General features: G+C 73.1%; 19 protein-coding genes. 15 read left to right on the plus strand and 4 right to left on the minus strand.

The window, feature by feature from the left end:
• Positions 1 to 780, minus strand: coding sequence for an ABC transporter ATP-binding protein (locus ACFYZS_RS06005; RefSeq protein WP_389007268.1), 780 nt, complete (start codon positions 778 to 780; stop codon positions 1 to 3).
• A complete protein-coding gene (locus tag ACFYZS_RS06010; protein WP_389007269.1) occupies positions 777 to 1,283 on the minus strand; it encodes a PadR family transcriptional regulator in 507 nt (168 codons plus the stop codon). Before ACFYZS_RS06010 ends, ACFYZS_RS06005 begins: the two co-directional genes overlap by 4 nt.
• 179 nt (positions 1,284 to 1,462) lie before the next feature.
• Between ACFYZS_RS06010 and ACFYZS_RS06015 the strand changes: the two genes are divergently transcribed.
• The 15 genes from ACFYZS_RS06015 (at position 1,463) to ACFYZS_RS06085 (ending at position 16,877) form a co-directional block, all read left to right on the plus strand.
• Positions 1,463 to 2,737 (plus strand): ABC transporter substrate-binding protein, encoded by a 1,275-nt coding sequence (locus ACFYZS_RS06015; RefSeq protein WP_389007271.1) that lies wholly within the window; start codon positions 1,463 to 1,465, stop codon positions 2,735 to 2,737.
• A 216-nt stretch (positions 2,738 to 2,953) separates the two neighbouring features.
• Complete coding sequence (locus ACFYZS_RS06020) at positions 2,954 to 4,636, plus strand: glycoside hydrolase family 13 protein (RefSeq protein WP_389007273.1); 1,683 nt, start codon at positions 2,954 to 2,956, stop codon at positions 4,634 to 4,636.
• Between the two features lie 83 nt (positions 4,637 to 4,719).
• Positions 4,720 to 6,054 carry an ABC transporter substrate-binding protein gene (locus ACFYZS_RS06025; RefSeq protein WP_389007275.1) on the plus strand — a complete coding sequence of 445 codons (1,335 nt, stop codon included), beginning with the start codon at positions 4,720 to 4,722 and terminating at the stop codon, positions 6,052 to 6,054.
• Positions 6,055 to 6,065: 11 nt separating this feature from the next.
• A complete protein-coding gene (locus ACFYZS_RS06030) occupies positions 6,066 to 7,442 on the plus strand; it encodes an ABC transporter permease subunit (protein WP_389007277.1) in 1,377 nt (458 codons plus the stop codon).
• Complete coding sequence (locus ACFYZS_RS06035) at positions 7,439 to 8,302, plus strand: carbohydrate ABC transporter permease (RefSeq protein ID WP_389007279.1); 864 nt, start codon at positions 7,439 to 7,441, stop codon at positions 8,300 to 8,302. Before ACFYZS_RS06030 ends, ACFYZS_RS06035 begins: the two co-directional genes overlap by 4 nt.
• A gap of 237 nt (positions 8,303 to 8,539) precedes the next feature.
• Positions 8,540 to 9,337 carry a CAP domain-containing protein gene (locus ACFYZS_RS06040; RefSeq protein WP_389007281.1) on the plus strand — a complete coding sequence of 266 codons (798 nt, stop codon included), beginning with the start codon at positions 8,540 to 8,542 and terminating at the stop codon, positions 9,335 to 9,337.
• Between the two features lie 198 nt (positions 9,338 to 9,535).
• The gene (locus tag ACFYZS_RS06045; protein ID WP_389007283.1) at positions 9,536 to 10,093 is read left to right on the plus strand and encodes a hypothetical protein; all 558 of its coding nucleotides are present in this window, start codon (positions 9,536 to 9,538) and stop codon (positions 10,091 to 10,093) included.
• 328 nt (positions 10,094 to 10,421) lie between these two features.
• Positions 10,422 to 11,183: a thioredoxin family protein gene (locus tag ACFYZS_RS06050; RefSeq protein WP_389007285.1), complete on the plus strand. Its 762-nt coding sequence runs from the start codon at positions 10,422 to 10,424 to the stop codon at positions 11,181 to 11,183.
• Positions 11,180 to 11,791 (plus strand): TlpA disulfide reductase family protein, encoded by a 612-nt coding sequence (locus ACFYZS_RS06055; protein ID WP_389007287.1) that lies wholly within the window; start codon positions 11,180 to 11,182, stop codon positions 11,789 to 11,791. The genes ACFYZS_RS06050 and ACFYZS_RS06055 overlap by 4 nt, the downstream gene beginning before the upstream one ends.
• Positions 11,788 to 12,552, plus strand: a complete 765-nt coding sequence (locus ACFYZS_RS06060) for a cytochrome c biogenesis CcdA family protein (RefSeq protein ID WP_389007289.1) — start codon at positions 11,788 to 11,790, stop codon at positions 12,550 to 12,552. The genes ACFYZS_RS06055 and ACFYZS_RS06060 overlap by 4 nt, the downstream gene beginning before the upstream one ends.
• Positions 12,553 to 12,642: 90 nt before the next feature.
• On the plus strand, positions 12,643 to 13,221 hold the full coding sequence (locus ACFYZS_RS06065) for a hypothetical protein (protein WP_389007291.1): 579 nt from the start codon (positions 12,643 to 12,645) through the stop codon (positions 13,219 to 13,221).
• Positions 13,222 to 13,256: 35 nt separating this feature from the next.
• Positions 13,257 to 13,997, plus strand: coding sequence for a response regulator transcription factor (locus ACFYZS_RS06070; protein WP_389007292.1), 741 nt, complete (start codon positions 13,257 to 13,259; stop codon positions 13,995 to 13,997).
• On the plus strand, positions 13,994 to 15,400 hold the full coding sequence (locus ACFYZS_RS06075) for an ATP-binding protein (protein WP_389007294.1): 1,407 nt from the start codon (positions 13,994 to 13,996) through the stop codon (positions 15,398 to 15,400). Before ACFYZS_RS06070 ends, ACFYZS_RS06075 begins: the two co-directional genes overlap by 4 nt.
• A gap of 205 nt (positions 15,401 to 15,605) precedes the next feature.
• The gene (locus tag ACFYZS_RS06080; RefSeq protein ID WP_389007295.1) at positions 15,606 to 16,106 is read left to right on the plus strand and encodes a DUF4232 domain-containing protein; all 501 of its coding nucleotides are present in this window, start codon (positions 15,606 to 15,608) and stop codon (positions 16,104 to 16,106) included.
• Positions 16,107 to 16,271: 165 nt separating this feature from the next.
• The gene (locus ACFYZS_RS06085) at positions 16,272 to 16,877 is read left to right on the plus strand and encodes a hypothetical protein (protein WP_389007297.1); all 606 of its coding nucleotides are present in this window, start codon (positions 16,272 to 16,274) and stop codon (positions 16,875 to 16,877) included.
• A 28-nt stretch (positions 16,878 to 16,905) separates the two neighbouring features.
• Here ACFYZS_RS06085 and ACFYZS_RS06090 read toward each other — a convergent pair whose 3' ends face one another.
• Together ACFYZS_RS06090 and ACFYZS_RS06095 are read right to left on the minus strand one after the other, a co-directional pair.
• Entirely contained in the window at positions 16,906 to 19,374 is a 2,469-nt protein-coding gene (locus ACFYZS_RS06090) for a CehA/McbA family metallohydrolase (RefSeq protein ID WP_389007299.1), read from the minus strand.
• Positions 19,375 to 19,458: 84 nt separating this feature from the next.
• Entirely contained in the window at positions 19,459 to 20,250 is a 792-nt protein-coding gene (locus ACFYZS_RS06095) for an SDR family NAD(P)-dependent oxidoreductase (protein WP_389007301.1), read from the minus strand.
• Between the last annotated feature and the right edge of the window lie 75 nt (positions 20,251 to 20,325).

The raw sequence follows: 20,325 nt of genomic DNA on the forward strand, positions 1-20,325 counted from the left end.
TCACTCCTTCGGTTCCAGGTCCAGGTCCAGGACGCCGGAGACCCCGCGGACGGGCCCGCGGCGCCCGCCGTCGAGGGGTGCGTCGTCGGCTATGCGCCCGTCGAAGAAGCTGATGACGCGGTCGGCGGCGCTGGCCATCCGGGCGTCGTGGGTGACCATGATGATCGTCTGGCCGCGCTGGTGGAACCGGGAGAGCAGCCGCAGCACCTCGCGCGTGCCCTTGCTGTCGAGGCTGCCGGCCGGTTCGTCGGCGAGCAGGAGCGCGGGCCGGTTGACGAGTGCGCGGGCCAGCGCGACCCGCTGCTGTTCGCCGCCGGACAGCTCGCCGGGCATCGAGCGCTCGCGGCCTTCGAGACCGAGTTCGGCGAGCAGTTCGGCGCGGGACGCGCGGGCGGCCTTCGGGGAGGCTCCGGCGAGCAGGGCGGGCAGTTCGACGTTGTCGGCGACGGTGAGGTTGGAGACCAGGTTGAAGAACTGGAAGACGACGCCGATGCTGCGGCGCCGGAGGACCGCCCAACGGGCCTCACGGTACGCGTCGACCCGCTCGCCGCCGAGCCACAGTCTGCCGCTGTCGGGCCGCTGGAGTCCGCCGATCAGGTGCAGCAGCGTGGACTTGCCCGCTCCCGACGGTCCGGTGACGGCGACGAACTCGCCCGGCCGGACGGACAGGTCCACCCCGCGCACGGCGTGGACCGGCACGCCTTCGCCGTGGTGCGTCTTGGTCAGGCCTTCGGCCCGCACGAGGGGAGCGGCGGGAGCCGGGGCGGCGGCCTCGCTCATTCCAGCTCCTCCTGACAGCGTTCCAGCCAGTCGAGGTCGGCCTGCAGGTGCAGCATGGCGCCCTCGATCAGCAGTTGGGAGATCTTGTTGTCGCGGTCCTCGGCCGCGGCCAGCCTGGACAGGTCCCGCATGGTGTTGAGGTACTGCCGCCGCTGCTTGTTGATCAGGGCGATCGGATCGGCCAGGCCCGACTGCGGGGCGAGCGCCAGCTTCATGAAGAACTCGTCCCGTACCCGGGGTTCCTCGGCGGTCTCCTCGAACCAGGCCAGCACGGCCTCGCGCCCGGCGTCCGTCAGCCGGTACGTGCGCTTGTTGGGCCGGCCCGACTGCTCGACGTCCTCGCCTTCGATCAGGCCGCTCTTCTCCAGCCGGCCGAGGGTGACGTAGATCTGGCCGACGTTGGGCTGAGGGTACGCGGCACCCAGGAGCTTCTCAAGGTCCTGCTTCAGCTCGTAACCGTGCGCAGGGCTACGGGTGAGGAGCGCAAGGAGCGCCAGCCGCACTCGCTCCCCCTCCTTCCCGCTCCGTAGTCAACGGTTCACTCGGCAGCGGACCGAGTACCGCCCCGTCCGTCCCGTCTGCCTGGACGTCTAGTATCGCCCATGCCTAACGGGTATATATAGGCCACGGCGGTCGGCGGCGCAGCCGGATCGTGCACTGGGCGGTGCGCTGGGAGGAATCTATGCGGTGGACACGTGCCGCGGGTAGAGCGCTCCTGGTCGCCGCGGTGGTGCTGGCGGGCTACGCCGGCTTCGGCGTCCGCTCCGACGCGGGCGCGGCCTCCGCGGGCCGCGGCCCCCTCACGCTCGTGACGGCGGGCGATCTCACCGACTACCTCTCCCCGCTCCTCGACGACTGGAACGGCGCCCACCCCGGCGAGCGCGTCACGCTCGTCGAGCTGCCCGACTCGGCCGACGAGACCCGGGCGCAGATGATCAGCGAACTGCGATCGGGCCGCGACCGGTTCGACGTGCTGAACATCGACGTCGCCTGGACTTCGGAGTTCGCGGCGGCCGGCTGGATCGCCCCGCTCGACCGCGGCCGTTTCCCGCTCGACGCCTTCCTGCGTCCGGTCGTCGACACCGCGACGTTCGACGGCCGCCTGTACGCGGTCCCGTACGTCACCAACGCGGGACTGCTCTACTACCGCAAGGACATCCTGGACCTGGAGGGCGAGCAGCCTCCGCGCACCTGGGCCGAGCTGGCCCGCCAGGCGCGCACGATCGCCCCGAAGTACGGACTGGACGGGTACGCCGGCCAGTTCCTGCCGTACGAGGGACTCACCGTCAACGTGACCGAGGCCGTGCACTCGGCGGGCGGTTCGATCCTGCGCGACGACGGCGCGCGGGTGACGGTGGACTCCGACGCGGCACGCACCGGACTGCGGTTCCTCGCGGACGGCGTACGGGACGGCTGGATCTCCCGCGACGCGCTCGGTTACAAGGAGGAGGAGTCGCGGCGGGCCTTCCAGGACGGCCGGCTGCTCTTCCTGCGGAACTGGCCGTACGTGTACGCGGACGCCGGGGCGAGCGGCTCGAAGGTCGCGGGCAGGTTCGGCGCCGTACCGCTGCCCGGACCGGACGGGCCCGGCACCAGTGTGCTCGGTGGTTCCAACCTCGCCGTGAGCAGCCGTGCGCGGCATCCCGCGTCGGCGGCCGACCTCATCTCCTACCTCACCAGCGAACGGGTCCAGCGGCAGGTGCTGACCAAGGGCTCGCTGCCGCCGGTGCGCGCCGCGCTGTACGAGGATCCCGATCTGGTCCGCGCGTACCCCTACCTGCCCACGCTCCGCCAGAGCGTGCTGTCCGCGGTGCCCCGCCCCAAGAGTCCGCGCTACGACCAGGTCAGCCTCGCCGTGCAGGCCGTGGCGCAGGACGTGATGGCGCTGCGCCAGACACCGGAACAGGCCGCGGCGCGGCTCGCGCGCGAGCTCGGGCCCCTCTCCCGCAAGGGCTGACCGCCTCTTTCCACGGACACCCCGAAGGGCCTCTACTTACATGTTAAGTAGAGGCCCTTTCTTGTGCACTCGCGCATACCCCCACAAACCACCCCAGCTTTCCGCTGTTTCTGGACACATCGTTGACACCTTCCAGTCGCCGCTACTTAACATGCATGCATAACGGCGCACCCGCTCTGGGGCGCTCTCGCATTCAGCAGAACAGGTCGACGCGAGATGCTCAGCACCCTTCCGGCCGACACCGGCCCCTCCTCCCGCACCGCCCCGACGCCGGCCCCCTGGTGGCGCGACGCGGTGATCTACCAGGTCTACGTCCGCAGCTTCCTCGACAGCACCGGCGACGGCATCGGCGACCTGGCCGGTGTCCGGGCCGGACTCCCCTACCTGCGCAAGCTCGGCGTCGACGGCATCTGGCTCAGCCCGTTCTATCCGTCCCCGCAGCACGACCACGGCTACGACGTCGCCGACTACTGCGGTGTCGACCCCGTCTACGGCGACCTCGCCGAGTTCGACCGGCTGGTCGCCGACGTCCACCGCCTCGGGCTCAAACTGCTGCTCGACATCGTCCCCAACCACTGTTCGAGCGAGCACCCGTGGTTCCGCGCGGCGCTCGCCGCGGCGCCGGGCAGCGCGCAGCGCTCCCGCTTCCACTTCGCCCCCGGCCGCGGGCCGTCCGGGGCCGAGCCGCCCAACAACTGGCGCGCGATGTTCGGCGGTCCCGCCTGGAGCCGCGTCCAGGAGCCCGACGGCGCCCCCGGCGAGTGGTACCTCCACCTGTTCACCCCCGAGCAGCCCGACCTGAACTGGCGGGACCCGGCCGTCGGCGACGAGTTCGAGCGGGTGCTGCGCTTCTGGCTGGACCGCGGTGTCGACGGCTTCCGCATCGATGTCGCCGCCGGACTGTTCAAGCACCCCGAACTGCCCGACTCCGAAGACCCCGGAGCCGACGAGCGCGCCCGCGACGCCGTCAACCAGCTGGCCTGGAACCAGCCCGAGGTCCACGGCGTGTGGCGGCGCTGGCGGGCGGTGTGCGAGGAGTACGGCATGCGGGACGGCCGGGAGCGGCTGCTGGTCGGCGAGGTGTCCGTACCGACCGCGCGCGAGCACGCCGCGTACGTCCGCCCCGACGAACTGCACCAGGCGTTCTTCTTCGACCTGCTCAGCGCGCCCTGGGACGCCGGCGCCTTCCGCGCGACGATCACCGAGGCGATACGCGACATCGCCGGCACCGGTTCCACCGTCACCTGGGTGCTCAACAACCACGACCAGGTCCGTACGGTCACCCGCTACGCGGGCGAGCCCGGGGTGGAGGGCAGCGGACTGGGCGCCGCCCGGGCCCGCGCCGCCGCCCTGCTGATGCTCGCCCTGCCCGGCGCGGCCTACGTCTACCAGGGCGAGGAGCTCGGACTGCCCGAGGTCCTCGACCTGCCGGACGAGGTCCTCACCGATCCGATCTTCCACCGCACCGGCAGCCGCAAGCACGTCCGGGACGGCTGCCGGGTGCCGCTGCCCTGGTCGGGGCACGCCTCCCCGTTCGGCTTCAGCCAGGGCGTGCCGGGCGCGAGTCCGTGGCTGCCGCAGCCCGAGTGGTTCGCCGAGCACTCCACCGACCGGGCCCTGGCGGACACCCGTTCCTTCTGGCACCTCTACCGCGAAGGCCTCCAGCTGCGGCGCAGCCTCCCCCAACTCGGCGAGGGCACCCTGCGCTGGTTGGAGGCCCCCGAGCAGGTGCTCGCGATGGCCCGCGGCGACGGCCTCGTCTGCGCCGTCAACTTCGGCCCGGATCCGGTGCCCGCCCCCGTCGCCGGGGCCCCGCTGCTCGCCAGCGGCCCCTGCCCCGAAGGCGTGCTGCCTGCGTCGACCGCCGCGTGGTGGACGGCCGAGTGCCCGGCTCCGTGAGCCGCGGCGTCCGGCCAGCCGGGCCGTTCCGGCGGCCTCCCCTCCTCCCCGAACCCGAACCCGAACCCGTAAAGGACCTCATCATGCGACGACCCGGCAAGACGACCCGGCGCACCGCGGCCACCGCCTCGGCGGCCCTCGCCCTCGCCCTCGGCGCCACCGCCTGTGGCGGCGGCACCACCGGACCGGCGAGCGGCGGCGAACTCAGCGGCCAGACCGTCACCGTGGCCGGTGTCTGGACGGGCAGCGAGCAGAAGAACTTCAAGAAGGTCCTGGACGCCTTCACCGCGAAGACCGGCGCCAAGACCGTCTTCGTCCCCTCCGGCGACAACGTGTCCACCTTCGTCGGCAGCAAGATCGAGGGCGGCAACGCACCCGACGTGGTGATGGTCCCCCAGGTGGGCGTGCTCCGGCAGTTCGCCAAGGAAGGCTGGCTCCAGCCGCTGTCCGACGAGGCCGCCAAGACGGCCGGCTCCTCGCTCGCCCCGGTGTGGAAGGAGTACGGCAGCGTCGACGGCACGTACTACGGCGTGTACTTCAAGGCCGCCCACAAGTCGACGGTCTGGTACGCCCCGCAGGCCTTCAGCCAGGCCGGCGTCGCCGAGCCCAAGAGCTACGCCGACCTGCTGAAGGCGGGCCGCACCCTCGCCGACTCGGGCCGCCCGGCCTTCGCCATAGCCGGCGAGGACGGCTGGACCCTCACCGACTGGTTCGAGAACATCTACCTCTCGCAGGCGGGGCCGCAGAAGTACGACCAGCTCGCCCGGCACACGCTCAAGTGGACCGACGACAGCGTCGTCAAGGCGCTGACCACGCTCGGCGAACTGTTCAAGGACAAGCAGCTCGTGGCCGGCGGCGCCCAGACGGCCCTCGGCACCGACTTCCCCTCCTCGGTCGAGCAGGTCTTCGGCCCCGACCCCAAGGCGGGCATGGTCTACGAGGGCGACTTCGTGGGCGGGATCGCCAAGGACCAGTTCGGCAAGAAGCTGGGAGAGGACGCGAAGTTCTTCCCGTTCCCCGCGGTCGACGGCGGTACGGCGCCCGTGGTCAGCGGCGGTGACGCGGCCGTCGTCCTCAAGGACGGCAAGAACGGCAAGGCCGGCATGAAGCTCCTCGAATTCCTGGCCGGCCCCGAGGCGGCCGAGGTCTGGGCCGGCGCGGGCGGCTTCCTCTCCCCGAACACCAAGGTCGACCTCGCCGCGTACGGCGACGACACCACGCGCAACACGGCCAAGTCGCTGGTCGCGGCGGGTGATTCGGTCCGCTTCGACATGTCGGACCAGGCCCCGGCGGCGTTCGGCGGCACGAAGGGCGCGGGCGAATGGAAGCTCCTCCAGGACTTCCTGCGCGACCCGTCGGACCCGCAGGGCACGGCCGCGAAGCTCGAAGCCGAGGCCGCCAAGGCGTACGGGAACTGAGGCGGCCCACCATGGCTGACACCCTGACCGCGGGCACGCGGACGCCCGGCACCCGCACACCCGGCACCCGGAGCGTCCGCACCCCGCCCGACCCCCGGCGCCTGGCCCTGCGGAGGAAACGCCGCCTCGCGATCGTCTTCGTACTGCCCGCCCTGCTGCTGCTCGGGGCACTGGTCGTCTACCCGGTCGTCTTCTCCGTCGGCCGCAGCCTCTTCGACGCCGACGGCGACCGGTTCGTCGGGGTCGGCAACTACGCGGCGATCGTGCACGACCCCGCCACCCTCAAGGCGATCCGCAACAGCACCATCTGGGTCGTCGCCGCCCCCGTCCTGCTGACCGGGCTCGGGCTGATGCTGGCCGTGCTCACCGAGAAGGTGCGCTGGGCGACCGCCTTCAAGCTGGTGCTCTTCCTGCCGATGGCCGTGTCGTTCCTCGCCGCGGGCATCGTCTTCCGCCTCGCCTACGAGCAGGACCCGAACCGGGGCGTGCTCAACGCGGTCGTCGTCGGCGTCCACGACGCCTTCGACGACGCCGCCGCCTATCCGACGGCCCGCATCCGGGAGGGCCAGGGCCTGACCGGCCGGGCGGGCGGCCCGTACAGCACCGAGAAGACCGTACGGACCGGGGGCTCGGTCAGTCTCGGCTTCGTCGGGGTCGCTCCCGGCGAGGTACCCGGCGGCGCGAAGTCCGCCGCCGCCGCGGCCCCCTCCGCGGACGGGATCGGGGGCGTCGTCTACCTCGACTTCGCCCCCGGCGGCGCCGGCACACCGGGCAAGGTCGACCCGGGCGAGAAGGGCCTGCCCGGCATGAAGGTCGAGGCCGTGCGGGACGGCCGGGTCGCCGCGGCCACGACCGCCGCCGAAGACGGATCGTTCCACTTCGCCGGGCTGGCCGACGGCGAGTACACCGTACAGCTGCCCGCGGCCAACTTCGCGGCCCCCTACCAGGGCGTGAACTGGCTCGGACCGGCGCTGGTGACGCCCGCCATCATCGGCGCCTACCTGTGGGTGTGGACCGGCTTCGCGATGGTCCTGATCGGCGCCGGGCTCGCGGCGATCCCGCGCGACGCGCTGGAGGCCGCGCGGATGGACGGCGCCAGCGAGGGCCAGATCTTCCGCAGGATCACCGTCCCGCTGCTCGCGCCGGTGCTCACGGTGGTGTTCGTGACCCTCGTGATCAACGTGATGAAGGTCTTCGACCTCGTCTACATCATCGCGCCGGGACCGGTCCAGGAGGAAGCGAACGTACTGGCCACCCGGATGTGGCTGGTCTCCTTCGGGGGCGGCAACGACCAGGGGCTCGGCAGCGCCCTGAGCGTGGTGCTCCTCCTGCTGGTCGTCCCGGCGATGGTCTTCAACATCCGGCGTTTCCGAAGGAGTGGAGCATGAGCAGCCACGGCGGCGTCGCACGACGCCGGCCCTCGCGCCTGCTGGGCGGTTCGGTGGTCCAGGGCCTGCTGATCCTGGTCGCCCTCGTATGGATCACCCCGCTCGCGGGCCTGTTCCTCTCCTCGATGCGCTCCGAGCGGGACAACTCGTCCGACGGGTGGTGGACGGCACTGGCCGATCCCTCGCAGCTGTCCCTCGACAACTACGGCGCCCTGCTGAAGGACTCGGGCATCGCGGAGGCCTTCGGGAACACCGTCCTGATCTCGGTTCCCACCACCGTCCTGGTCGTCGGCATCGCGGCACTCGCCGGATACGCCTTCGCCTGGCTCGACTTCCCCGGGCGCGACGGCATCTTCCTGGTCGTCGTCGGGCTGCTGGTGGTGCCCGTACAGATCGGGCTGCTACCCGTGGCCAAACTCTTCGGGGCGGTGGGGCTGTTCGGCACGATCGCCGGCGTCGTCCTGTTCCACGTCGCCTACGGGCTGCCGTTCGCGGTGTTCCTGCTGCGCAACTACTTCGCCGAGATCCCGGGCGAGATGCTGGAAGCCGCGCGGATGGACGGAGGGGGCGAGTGGCGGATCTTCTTCCGGCTCGTGCTGCCGCTCGGCCGGCCGGCCATCGCGAGCCTGGCCATCTTCCAGTTCCTCTGGGTCTGGAACGACATGCTCGTGGCGCTGCTGTTCGCGGACAGCGGGTCCCAGCCCCTCACGGTCGCGCTGCAGTCCCAGATGCGGCAGTTCGGAAGCAACATCGGGGTCCTCGCACCGGGTGCCTTCCTGTCCCTGGTCGTACCGCTCGTCGTCTTCTTCGCCTTCCAACGGCACTTCGTGCAGGGGGTGATGGCGGGTTCGGTGAAGTAGGGCGCACGCTTTGCGGTTTGTCGTGCATGGGGCGATTGCCCGGATCGGCCCTGTGCTCATCCTGCGGGCTTCCTTAAGGGAACTTGAAGAACCCCTCCGGATCGCTCTTTTCGCTGGTCACCAGCCTAGGCTCGGACACAACTCCCCTCCTCCCCTGCCTTGTGAGGTGTTACCGGCATGAGCCCCAGCCGTACTCCCGGACGTCCGTCCCGCGTCGAAGAACGACGGAGGAAGACGGTGCGCACGCGCATCGTCCTGTCCGTCACCGCGGCCGCCGCGGCGGTGGCGGTCGGCGTCGCGGTGGCCGACTCCGACGGTGCTGCGCGCGGGGGCGGGCACACCGACGGAGCCGCCGGACCGTCGTCCGGGACGGCGGGCGCCGATGCCGGAACGGCGACTGCCACCCCTGCCGCCCCCACCGCGGAGGCCTCGGCCACGCCGAGCCCGAGCCCGTCCGGGACGCCCGGGGCCGAGGCCTCCGGTTCCGCGACTCCGGCGCAGCCCGCGGCGGCGGAGAGCAGCATCGCGGCCAAGGCGGCGCCGGCCCAGACCGACAAGCCCACGCGCAAGCCCTCGACCACGGGCAGCGGCTCCGGTGGCTCCGGGGGGTCCGGTGGCTCCGGTGGCTCCGGTGGCTCCGGCACGGTGGACGCGGGCAGCGAGTCCGCGGTGCTCGCCCTGGTCAACAAGGAGCGGGCCACCGCCGGCTGCGGCCCCCTGACCACGAACAGCAAGCTGAGCGCGGCCGCACGGGCCTACAGCGACACCATGGCCCGCAGCGGCGTCATGTCGCACACCGGACCCGACGGGTCCACCATGACCAGCCGGGTGGAAGCCGCCGGGTACGCGTGGTCCCGCCTGGGCGAGAACATCGCGCGCGGCCAGTCCGACGCGGACGCGGTGATGAACGCGTGGATGAACAGCCCCGGCCACCGGGCCAACATCCTCAACTGCGCCTTCAAGGAGATCGGCATAGGCGTGCACAAGGGCGACGGCGGCCCGTGGTGGACGCAGGACTTCGGCGCCTCCAAGTAACCGGCCGGCATCGGGCCGCCACGTCCTCCGCACCTCTCCCCGGGTGCGGGGGACGTCGGCGTTCGCCCGCCCGGCCGCCGGGCCGCCCGTACCGGCCCCGCGGTTCCCCGGCCATCCTGCTTACCCCCCGGCCCTGCGGCTTCCGCGGAAGAGGGGAGGCGGTGACGGGCTTGGCGGCGCGTCCGCCACTATGGGGCCGTGCCCCGACTTCCGCGTTACCTGCTCATATGGCTGTCGTGCACGGCCGCCAGCGTGACCGCCGTGCTCGCCACGGTCCAGTTCGTCGTCGGCTCGACCCGGCATACGCCCCCGGTGGCACGGTCCGCCCCGACGGTCATCGAGACGCCGCCCGCGTGGCAGGCGGGCACCCCGTCGCCGAGCTCGCCGTCCCCGAGCGCGTCCGCGAGCCCCTCGCCCTCGGCGACGCAGCGGCCCTCCCCCTCGGCGGCGGCCACGCCCGCCAAGGCCCCGCAGGGAACCCCTCGGGCCAACGCCTCGAAGAGCGCCGTGGACTGCGCGGAGGGCGGAGCGGGCCTGTACACCGTCCCCTCGCAGGGCGGCAAGGTCACCGTGCGGTACGGGAGCCGCGGCGTGTGCCTGATCTCCGCGGTCCCGGACCGCGGTTTCAAGACCACCACCTCGCAGACCGCGGACGACACCCTCACGGTCACCTTCACCAGCGCCGACCACCGGTCGGTCGTGACGGCGACGATCGAACCGTCGGCGAAGGCCACCGTCCGCGAGTCCTCTCTCTGAGAGCTGATCACGCCGCGCGTACCGGCCGGGCCGGCGACGACCCCGCCCGGATCCGCCCCCTTCGAGGGGATTGGCCGCCTTGCCCCCGCCCCCGGAACGCGCTCCGGCGAAGCGGAAGGTGAGCTGTTCCTTAGGGCAACCTCAAGATCCGGCCGAGCCGGTTCCGGCGGCCCGGAGCGGTCCTATGCTCGCCTCAGCCGAGCGGCCCTCGGCGCCGGGGCGTGACCCGTGCGAACCGTCGGGCCGCCGGTTTCACCGAGCCGGGGGGCGCCGTGCCCTTCCCGCATTCCGATCCGTGTCCTGGGGTGTCTTCGCCATGAGTTCTCGCATGCTCCGACCCGTCCGCGCCGACCGCCGTACGCAGCCGCCCCGCCCCGGCACGCCGCGGGGGATGCGGCTGCCGCTGGTCGCCGCGGCCGTGGTCGCGGCGGGACTGACCGCCGCCTGCGGGCCGTCCACCCAGCCCGTGGGTTCCGCCGCGCCCTCCTCGGCCCCCGCCTCCTCGGAGCCCTCCGCCACCGACTCCGCCACCGCGTCGCCCGAGGCGTCCCCGACCGCGACGGCCTCCGCCTCCGCCTCCGCGTCCGCGTCGGCGACCCCCCGGCCCGGCTCCTCGCCGGCCCGGGCCGGGTCCGCGGCCGCCACCGGCGCCTCGGCCAAGCCGGCCCGTACGTCCACCGCGGCCAAGCCGGCCGCCGTACCCGGGCCCGGCTACGACAGTTCGGCCGACGCGCAGAAGCTGATCGACGCGGCCCTGCGCACGGCCAAGTCCGAGGGGCGGATGGTGCTGCTCGACTTCGGTGCGAACTGGTGCGGCAACTGCAAGGCCGCCGACAAGGTGTTCGCCCAGCCCCAGACCGCCGCGATCCTCGGGGGCTCCTACCAGCTCGTCAAGATCGACATCGGCGGCAATAGCTCCGCCAACTCCGCGCTCCTGCGCAAGTACAGCCCCTCCGGCGGCACCTACACGATGCCCGTGCTGGTCGTCGTCTCCCCGTCGGGCACCGTGCGCACCGACACCCACGTCACCGGCAACCCGTCCCTGACCGCGGAGGGCATCAACTCCTTCCTGCGCCAGTGGGCGTCATGAGACGACCGCTCCGGACGTACGCCCTCGTCCCGGCCGGGGCCGGACTCGCCGTCGCGGCCGCCCTCGTCCTCGCCGGGCTCGCCACGGACGGCGGACCCGGGGCGCCGGACGGGCGGGCGGGAACGGTCGTGGGAACCGCGGCCGGGGCCCGGGTCATGGAGCCCGGCTCCCGGCCCGACGCGCCCGTACTGGCCGGCGACGACCTGGACGGCAGGGCGGTCAGCCTCGCCGGGCTCCGGGGCCACGTCGTCGTCCTGAACGTCTGGGGTTCCTGGTGCGGGCCGTGCCGGACGGAGGCCGACGGCCTGGAGCGGCTCAGCCGCCGGACCCGGGACGACGGAGTCCGGTTCCTCGGCATCAACACGCGCGACCGGGACCCGGCCGCCGCGCGGTCCTTCGTACGGGCACACGGCCTGAGCTTCCCCAGCCTGCCCGACCCCACCGGAGAGCTGCTGCTGCGCTTCCCGCCCGCGCTGCTCAACCCTCAGGCGGTCCCCGCGACCCTCGTGATCGACCGCCGCGGGCGCATCGCCGCCAGCATCGGGGGCGCCGTCACCGAGGAGCAGCTGCGGCCCGTGCTCGCGCACGTCGCGGAGGAGGAGTCATGACGCCCGCCGCGACGGACGCCGCCTCCCTCGTCAACGGAACCCTCCTGATCGCGGCCCCCGTGGCGCTCGTCGCGGGACTCGTCTCCTTCCTCTCGCCGTGCGTCCTGCCGCTCGTTCCGGGCTATCTCAGTTACGTGACCAGCCTGTCGGTCTCCGACCTGGCGGACGCGCGCGGCGGGCGGCGCAGCCGCATGGCGGCGGGAGCCCTGCTGTTCGTCCTCGGCTTCACGGCGGTCCTGGTCTCCGGAGGCGCCCTGTTCGGCCACTTCGGCCGCGCCCTGCTGGCCCACCAGGAGGTGATCACCCAGGCGGTCGGCGCGTTCACCGTACTGATGGGGCTGTCGTTCATGGGGTTCCTGCCGGGCTTCGCACAGCGGGAGTTCCGCAGCCACCGGCGGCCGGCACTGGGGCTCGCCGGAGCCCCCGTGCTGGGGGCGGTGTTCGCGGTGGGCTGGACCCCCTGCATCGGCCCGACGCTGGCCGCCGTCCAGGCGCTGGCCTGGACGGAGGCGAGCGCGGCCCGCGGAGCCCTGCTGATGGCCGCCTACTGCCTCGGGCTGGGCCTGCCGTTCGTCCTGGCCGCACTGGCCTTCCGCCGCGCCCTGAACGCATTCGGCCTGGTCAAACGCCACTACCCGTGGGTGCTGCGGACCGGCGGAGGTCTGCTCGTCCTCGTCGGCGTACTGCTGGCCACCGGGGTGTGGAACGACCTCGTGTACACGCTCCAGTTGTGGAGCGCGGACTCCACCGCCGCCCTCTAGAGCCGGTCCGGCCCCTTCCCGGCCACGAAGCCACAGACACGCAGACATGCAGACATACGGATACGGACATACAGAGATGCAGAGACGCACATGAACGTTACGCAGCACATACGGCGTTCCCGGACGGTCCGGGTCTCGGCCGCCCTCCTCTTCTCCGCCGCCCTCGCGGCCTGCGGCGCTCAGCAGGCCGGAGGCACCGGGGGTGCCGACCGCTCCGCACCGCCCACGACGAGCTTCACCGAGCAGGGGGTCACCGTCACGCTTTCGGTGTCCGACTGGCACGCCTCGAAGGGCACGCTCACCGCGGTCTTCACGCCCGAGCGCAAGGGTTTCCACCTCTACAGCACCGATCTGCCGCCCGGCGGCGTCGAGGGCGTGGGCAGGCCGACGGCCCTGGCCGTCACGGGCGCCTTCAAGGCGGACGGCAAGCTGGCGGCGGCCGCGGAGGTACGGTCCATCACCGTGCCCGGTGTCGAAAGCCCGGTGCCCGTCTACCCGGACGGCCCGGTCACCACCACGCTGCCCGTACGCGCCGACGGGGACGGGGACGCCACGGTGCTGATCGGCTACGCGAGCTGCAGCACTCAGGACGGCTGTACCATTCCGGTCTCCGACCGCCCGGTGCACCTGCACGTCACCGGCGACCGCGCGACGTTCAGCCCCCACTAGCCGCACCCCGGCCGGCCGACCCTAAGGTGTCCCCCATGCCCAGCGTCCTGGTCGTGGAAGACGACCCCAGCATCCGCCAGTCACTGATCGAGGTCCTGACGGAACACGGGTATGCCGTACGCAGCTCGGCCGACGGGTTCGGAGCCCTGCGCGAGGTCACCCAGACGCCCCTCGACGCGGTGGTCCTCGACCTGGGCCTGCCCGATCTGGACGGAGGAGACGCACTGCGCATGATCCGGGGCATCTCCTCCGTACCCGTCCTGGTGGCCACCGCCCGCGACGACGAGCGGGAAATCATCAGCCTCCTCAACGCGGGCGCCGACGACTACCTGGTCAAGCCCTTCTCCGGCGGGCAGCTCGTCGCGCGCCTCTCGGCCGTCCTGCGGCGCACCACTCATGTCCCCGCCACCGGACCGGCGCCGGGAACGCGGGGAGCGCCGGTGGCACATCCCGCTCCGGCGGCCGACGGGCTGCACCCCACCACCGTGGGCGAACTCGCGGTGGACCCGGGCGCACGCACCGCGTACCTGGCCGGGGTGGAGCTGCGCCTCACCCGGCGGGAGTTCGACCTGCTCGCGTTCCTCGCCCGCCACCCCGGCCAGGTCGTCTCCAAACGCCGTCTGCTGACCGAGGTCTGGCGCGAGCCGTACGTCGACGACCAGACCGTGGACGTCCACCTGTCGTCCCTGCGCCGCAAGCTCGGCGAACGGGCGGCGGCCCCGCGCTACCTGCTGACCGTGCGCGGAGTCGGCATCAAATTGGTGGCACCCCGTTGAGGCGTTCGCTGGCCGGAGTGGCGCTCGCCGTGACCTCCATGGTCGCCCTCTCCTTCCTCATACCGCTGGGCGCACTGGTGATGTCGCTGGTCAAGGCGCAGGCCGTCACCGCGGCCGAGCAGCGCGCCGCCGCCCTGGCCCCCATCCTCACCCTCACCACGGATCCGTCCGCACTGCGGGAGTCCGCCGCGAGCCTGGACCCGGCACAGCAGCTGGTGATCCACCTGCCGGCGGACGCCGAGGCCCTCGGCAGCTCCAAGGCGCCCGAGGCGCTGCTCGAACGGGCCCAGCAGGGGCGGGAGTCCATCTCCCAGGAGATCCCGGACGGCTGGATATGCCTGCAGCCGGTGGTGCTCCCCGGCGACCGGGTCGCCGTGATCGAGAACTTCGTGCCCGAGGAGGAACTGACCCACGGGGTCAAGGAGTCGTGGGCCGTCATGTCCTTCCTCGCGGTGGCGCTGATCGGCGGTTCCGTCCTGGTCGCCGACCGTCTCGGCGCGAAGGTCGTCAGGTCCTCCAGGAAGCTCGCCCAGGCCTCGCGCGCACTCGGCCAGGGCGACCTGGACACCCGCGTGGACCCGGTGGGCCCCAGGGAGCTGCGGGACGCGGGCATCGCCTTCAACGCGATGGCGCACCGGATGACCGAACTGCTGGCCGTCGAGCGCGAACTCGTGGCCGATCTGTCCCACCGGCTGCGTACGCCGCTCACCGCACTGCACCTCGCGTCGGAGCGCATGGCGGGCACACCCGAGTCGGCGCGGGTCGAGGCGGCCGTCGGTGAACTGGAGGCCGAACTGCGGGCGATCATCGCCGCGGCGCGCACCCCGCTCGCCGTGGGCCCCATGGGCCAGGGCATGCTCGGCACGGAACCGCACGCGGGCCCGGACACGGCGGGCGCCGGGGCGTCCTGCCCGCGCTGCGAGGCCGCCGAGGTGGTGCGCCGCCGCACCGCCTTCTGGTCGGTCCTCGCGGAGCAGCAGAACCGGTCCTGCTGCGTCGATCTGACCCAGGAACCCACGGCCGTCGGCCTCTCCGACGACGACGTCGCCGCCGTGGTGGACGCGCTCATCGGCAACATCTTCCGCCACACCGCGCCCGGGACCCCGTTCGGCGTGCGGGTGGTGCGGACGGCCCAGGCGGTGGAGCTGGTCGTGGAGGACGGCGGGCCGGGCATCCCCGAACCGGAACTGGCGCTCTCCCGCGGGAGCAGCACCGGTTCCACCGGGCTGGGTCTCGACATCGCGGGGCGGGCCGCGACCGCGACGGGCGGCTCGGTGTGCATCGGCCGCAGCCCCCTGGGAGGGGCCCACATCACGGTGTCGTTCGCCCTGGCCCCGCAGGCCCCGTCCGAACGCGGACGCCGCATCTCGCGCCGCCGGCCGGCCTGGCCGCACAGACGGTAGCCGCGATCCGGTCGTGGACGCCGCGGACACCGTGTACGGCGCACGCCGTGGCGCAGGCCCCGCAGGCCCCGCACACCCGGCCGGGTAGAACGATCACCGCTCCGTGGAGTGTCCGCGCCGCCGGCGGACCAACCTGGTCTTCTGTTGGCGTTCCGGGAGATGCGGCGACGACGGAGCCGCACGGGCAAGGCAGGGAGAATCCGGCATGCGAACGAACCGTACGCGCGTCATCGTCACCACCCTCGTTCTCGCGGCCGTCGCAGGCGCCGGCAGCGCGCGTGCGGTGACGGCGGGCGGCGTCGCAGCCCCGTCGGCCTGCCGGCCGGCCAACCACCTCGCGAAGATCACACGGGACCGGGCCGGTTCGGGGCACCTCCACTTCCGCGTCACCCTGACCGCGCCGAAGGGGTACGCGGCCTGCAGGCTGCTCGGTTCCCCCGCCGACGTGGCCTTCGCGCACCGCGGAACGACGCTCGGTCTCACGCCCGGCCGCTACGGCGACCAGACGGCCGTCGTGACCTTCGGGCCGGGCCGACCGGTCCACTTCGACATCCGGGTCCCCGAGCAGGGTCACGGCACCCCTGCGGACGAGGCGTCGTTCACCCTCCGCGCCCCGGGCGGCGACATCCCGGGCACCTCCGTCGCCGCAGGCGGCTTCGAGGTGGCCCCCGGCACCGCCATCGGCCCGGTCCGACCCGGAGCCTGACCCGAGGACCCTCGGCATCGTCGGCGCCCTCGGCCTCCTCCCGTCCCCCGGCACGGGCGGATGCCCGGCGGGGCGGGAGGCGCGTACGGTCGGGCCGATGGGCCGTGGCCCTTCGTCACGGCGGTCGTTCTCGTCCGTTTGATGTCGCCGGAACAGGAGCATCCCATGCGCCTCTACGCCCAGACCCGAGCACGCCGCATCCGGCAGGTACTGGCCGATCTGCTGGCCGTGGTGCTGGTGGCGGCCGCGGTGAGGTTCGCCGTGGCGGTCCACGACGGGATCATGGTCCTCGCCGAGCCGGGGCGGAAGCTGGAGGACGCGAGCGGCAGCCTCGCCTCCGGCCTCGACGACGCGGGGAACGCGGCGGCGGACGTACCGCTGATCGGGGGGATCCTGAAGAAGCCGCTGCAGTCCGCGGCCGAGGCGGGCAACGGGCTCTCGGACGCGGGGCAGTCGATGCAGGACTGGGTGGGCCGGGTGGCCGACCTGACGGCGATCGGCCTGATCGTCGTCTGCGTGGCGCTCGTACTGGCCCTCTGGCTTCCCCCGCGCGTGCGCTGGATCAGGCGCAGCGCCCGGATCCGCGGGCTGCTCGACGCTCCCGGCGGCGCCGATCTCCTGGCCCTGCGGGCGCTGACCGGACCGGTGAAGGACCTGGCGGCGGTCCCGGTCCCGGCGGGGGGCCTCGCCGATGCCTGGCGGCGGGGTGACGAGCAGGCCATCCGCGACCTGTCCCAAGTAGCGCTCAGGCGGGCCGGCCTCACCGCCTGAACGCCACGGACACGGGACACGGGACGCTCTAGCCGGCGCTGATGGCCGTCACGTGCGTGGTGCCGTCGCGCAGGGCGGTGATGTGGACCTGCCCGGCGGGGAAGGGGTCCCTCCCGTTCGGGCCGGGTATCCGGCCGAACGGGGTCCAGGAACCGTCCGGCAGCCTGACGTCGTGCCAGACCCGTCCGTCGAGCCCGACCGCCACGACCTGGGCCGAGCCGTCGGGCGTTCCCGCGATGCCGATGGCACTCGCACCCATGGTGGGGGTGGTGACGCCCCGCGGGGGCCGGAATCCGGTCCAGGAGCCGTCGGGCCGCCGCAGTTGGTGGTACACGATCCCGTCCAGCCCGATCGCCAGGACCTGAGAGGACCCGTCGGGCATCCCGGCGATCGCCAGGGCCGGGCCGGAGAACGTCGCGGCCCCGTTGTAGCCGGCCAGGCGTCCCCAGGGCGTCCACGTACCGCCGCGCCCGCGCACGCAGTGGTACATGGCGCCGTCCATGCCGTAGCCGAGCAGCTGGGCGGACCCGTCGGGCATGGCGGTGATCGCCACCTTCGTCGCACCCCAGCGGCTCGTCGCGGGCGAGCCGGGCACGGCCCGGAAGCCGGGCAGCGCGCCGTCGGCACGCCGCTGCTGGTGGTAGGCGGTGCCGTCCATGGCCGTCGCCACGATCTGGCAGGTGCCGTCGGGGAAGGCCGCGATGTCCGCCTCCCGGACGGTGAAGCCGGTCGAGCCGTCCGGTCCCGGGACGCGCTGCCAGGGCTGGAGCGTGGCCGAGCCCCGCAGGGTGGTCAGCCACAGGCCGTTGTCGGGCGCGATGCCCAGCACCACCACGGAGCCGTCCGCCATGCCCGCCGCGGCGCTCTGCGCCCCGGCGAACGAGGCGGCGCCGACGGCACCCGGCAGCGGACGCATGCTGCTCCACGAGCCGTCGGTACGGCGCTCCGTGTGGAAGAGCACGCGCCGCTCGACGTCGTACGGGGGCTGTTGCGCGGAGTAGAACCACACCGGGTTGGTGATGGCCACGAGTTGATCCAGCGTGGTCGAGGCGGGCCCCAGCCGGCGGACCTCCGCCCGGGCGAACATCGAGGCCTTGCCCCAGCCGCGCCACCTCAGTCGCCCCCGGCCGCTCCCGTCGATGCCGGTGGCGGCCATGATGCCCCACTCGGTGTAGAGGGTGGCGATGCTGTCCGGGGCGCCCGTCACGTCCAGGGTCACGTCGACCGCGTCGAAGAACGACAGGGGCAGCTCCTCACCGGGCCCGGCGACCGCCGCGCCGTTCCGGGCGGTGAAGTCCAGGGTCACGGCGGCGGATTCGACGGCGTACGACCGGCCCGTGCGCAGCGCGTCCAGGACCGCGGGGGTCGACAGACCGGCCGCGCGCACCACGTTGTGCGGGCGGCCGACGGCGTCCGCGGGGCTGTGGGCGTCGCTGTTGCCGACGGCGGCGACCCGTTTGCCGAGGCAGAGCATGGCGTGCCAGGCGGCGATGTTGGCCGCGTCGTCCAGGGTCCACGGTCCGTTCCACACCTCCAGCGCGTCCACCCGGTCGAGGCCGAACTCCCAGAAGGACCCCGGTGCCGGGGTGAGCGGATGGGCGGCGATCGTCAGCCCGCCCAGACTGTGCACGCGCCGGGCGTGCTCCTCGAACACCCCCTGGTTCGCGGGGCCGTAGCGCCAGTCCACCCACTCGCCCTGCGGCAGGCCGACGGCCAGCCAGTGGCCGTGCCGGGTGGTGACCTCCTCCGCGTTGATCACCAGCAGGTCGGTGGGGACGTTCCCCTGCCACGTCACGCCGGTGGAGCTGGTGTTGTGGTCGGAGGTGGCGATGAAGTGCAGCCCCTCCCGGCGGGCGGCCGCGACGATCTCGTCCACCGTGCGCTGGCCGTCGGAGTGCACGCTGTGCAGGTGCAGGTCGCCCCGGTACCAGCCCGGGCCCCGCCCGGCCACCGCGGCGGGCAGGATGTCGTACGGCGCACCGGGCAGCGGGGCTCCGTGGTGGAGGGTGACGTCGACCTGCCAGGCCATGCCGTCGGGGCTGGCGACCATCGGCCCCAGGATGACGGACCAGCGGCCGGGCTCGACGGGCCCGGGCACGTAGCCGGGGGTGGCGTCCGACGCGGCGAGGGTGAAGCCGGTCCGTGCGCCGCCCGACCAGCCGCGGAAGCCGGTGGTGCCGAAGACGCCGAGATCGAGGATGCCGGCGGAGCCGTCGTGGGTGGTGGCGACGGAGATCCGCTGCACTCCGGCGGGGACCTCGAAGGCGACGTACGCCCACTGGTCGTTGCCGTACGGGGCGCGGCCCGTGTAGGTGGTCGTCACCGTGTCGGTCCCCTGGCCGCGCGTCGAGGCGGAGGCGATCGGCGCGGGGACCACCGCGGCGGCTCCGCCCGCGGCCAGGAGGGCTCCTAATCGGAGCAGTGACCGGCGCTCGACACCGGGACCGGGGGGCGGGCCGGGCACTGCGCCGGGGTGGTGTTGGCTCGGCACGGTCATGCACTCCGTTCACATGAGGGGGCATGGGAGGGGTACGGGGCGAGGACGTGCGGGTGCGAGTACGGACGGGACTGCCGGACACTCCTACCGGTGCGAGCGCTGGGCCTCGACGATCTGTCGCACGGAGCCGTCGATGCCCGCTCGGGCCTGGATCCGCTCGGCGAAGCCGGGGAACTGTCCGGCGATGGCGCTGAGCAGCCTCAGCTCCAGCGGCGCCACGTTGACCTCGCACCGGTCGTGGCGGACCGCCCGTACGACTCCGCCGGCGACCTGCGCGGGTGTCACGGTCCTGATGCCGCTCGGCGGGGTGGCGCCCGTGGCCGCGAACATCCCCGCGTCACGGACGAACCCGGGCTGGACGAGGGACACCCCCACGCCCGTGCCCCGGAGTTCCTGGCGCAGCGCGAGGGCGAATCCGCGCAGTCCGAACTTCGTCGCGTTGTACAGGGAGGTCGACTTGGTCGCCGCCTTGCCGGAGATGGAGCCGACCAGCACGATGTGGCCGCGGCCGCGGGCCACCATGTGTGCGGCGAGGAGCCGGGAGAGCTGGAGGGGCGCCCGCAGGTTGACGTCGAGGGCGCGGTCGAGCTGTTCCCCGGTGTAGTCCAGGAGGTCGCCGCTGGCGGGCAGGGCCGCGTTCGCGACGAGGACGTCCGTCTCCGCACAGGCCTCGGCGAGCCGGACGACGTCGGACCGGACGGCCAGATCGGCGACCACGGTGCGGGCGCCGCAGGCCTCCGCGGTGGCCCGGAGGGCCTCCGGGCGGCGCCCGGTGACCGTGAGGCGGGCGCCTTCGGCCGCCAGACTCGCCGCCAGGGCGGAGCCTATGCCGCCGGTGGCCCCGGTGAGGAGAACGTTCGATCCGGATATGTCCACGCTGACTCCCGTGCGGCGGCCTTGAGTTGTTCGTTCGAACGAACAATAGGGACCCCTCCCCTGCCTGTCCACACC

The sequence above is a fragment of the Streptomyces sp. NPDC001903 genome (assembly GCF_042891345.1).
In the GTDB taxonomy this organism is placed as follows: Bacteria; Actinomycetota; Actinomycetes; order Streptomycetales; family Streptomycetaceae; genus Streptomyces.

Excerpts from the sequence above, each read along its gene's own strand:
- ACFYZS_RS06050 (WP_389007285.1), top strand. The coding sequence starts at position 10,422 with ATGCTCCGACCCGTCCGCGCCGACCGCCGTACGCAGCCGCCCCGCCCC.
- ACFYZS_RS06090 (WP_389007299.1), bottom strand. The coding sequence starts at position 19,374 with ATGACCGTGCCGAGCCAACACCACCCCGGCGCAGTGCCCGGCCCGCCC.
- ACFYZS_RS06025 (WP_389007275.1), top strand. The coding sequence starts at position 4,720 with ATGCGACGACCCGGCAAGACGACCCGGCGCACCGCGGCCACCGCCTCG.
- ACFYZS_RS06005 (WP_389007268.1), bottom strand. The coding sequence starts at position 780 with ATGAGCGAGGCCGCCGCCCCGGCTCCCGCCGCTCCCCTCGTGCGGGCC.
- ACFYZS_RS06020 (WP_389007273.1), top strand. The coding sequence starts at position 2,954 with ATGCTCAGCACCCTTCCGGCCGACACCGGCCCCTCCTCCCGCACCGCC.
- ACFYZS_RS06055 (WP_389007287.1), top strand. The coding sequence starts at position 11,180 with ATGAGACGACCGCTCCGGACGTACGCCCTCGTCCCGGCCGGGGCCGGA.
- ACFYZS_RS06065 (WP_389007291.1), top strand. The coding sequence starts at position 12,643 with ATGAACGTTACGCAGCACATACGGCGTTCCCGGACGGTCCGGGTCTCG.
- ACFYZS_RS06085 (WP_389007297.1), top strand. The coding sequence starts at position 16,272 with ATGCGCCTCTACGCCCAGACCCGAGCACGCCGCATCCGGCAGGTACTG.
- ACFYZS_RS06015 (WP_389007271.1), top strand. The coding sequence starts at position 1,463 with ATGCGGTGGACACGTGCCGCGGGTAGAGCGCTCCTGGTCGCCGCGGTG.
- ACFYZS_RS06080 (WP_389007295.1), top strand. The coding sequence starts at position 15,606 with ATGCGAACGAACCGTACGCGCGTCATCGTCACCACCCTCGTTCTCGCG.
- ACFYZS_RS06060 (WP_389007289.1), top strand. The coding sequence starts at position 11,788 with ATGACGCCCGCCGCGACGGACGCCGCCTCCCTCGTCAACGGAACCCTC.
- ACFYZS_RS06035 (WP_389007279.1), top strand. The coding sequence starts at position 7,439 with ATGAGCAGCCACGGCGGCGTCGCACGACGCCGGCCCTCGCGCCTGCTG.
- ACFYZS_RS06070 (WP_389007292.1), top strand. The coding sequence starts at position 13,257 with ATGCCCAGCGTCCTGGTCGTGGAAGACGACCCCAGCATCCGCCAGTCA.
- ACFYZS_RS06030 (WP_389007277.1), top strand. The coding sequence starts at position 6,066 with ATGGCTGACACCCTGACCGCGGGCACGCGGACGCCCGGCACCCGCACA.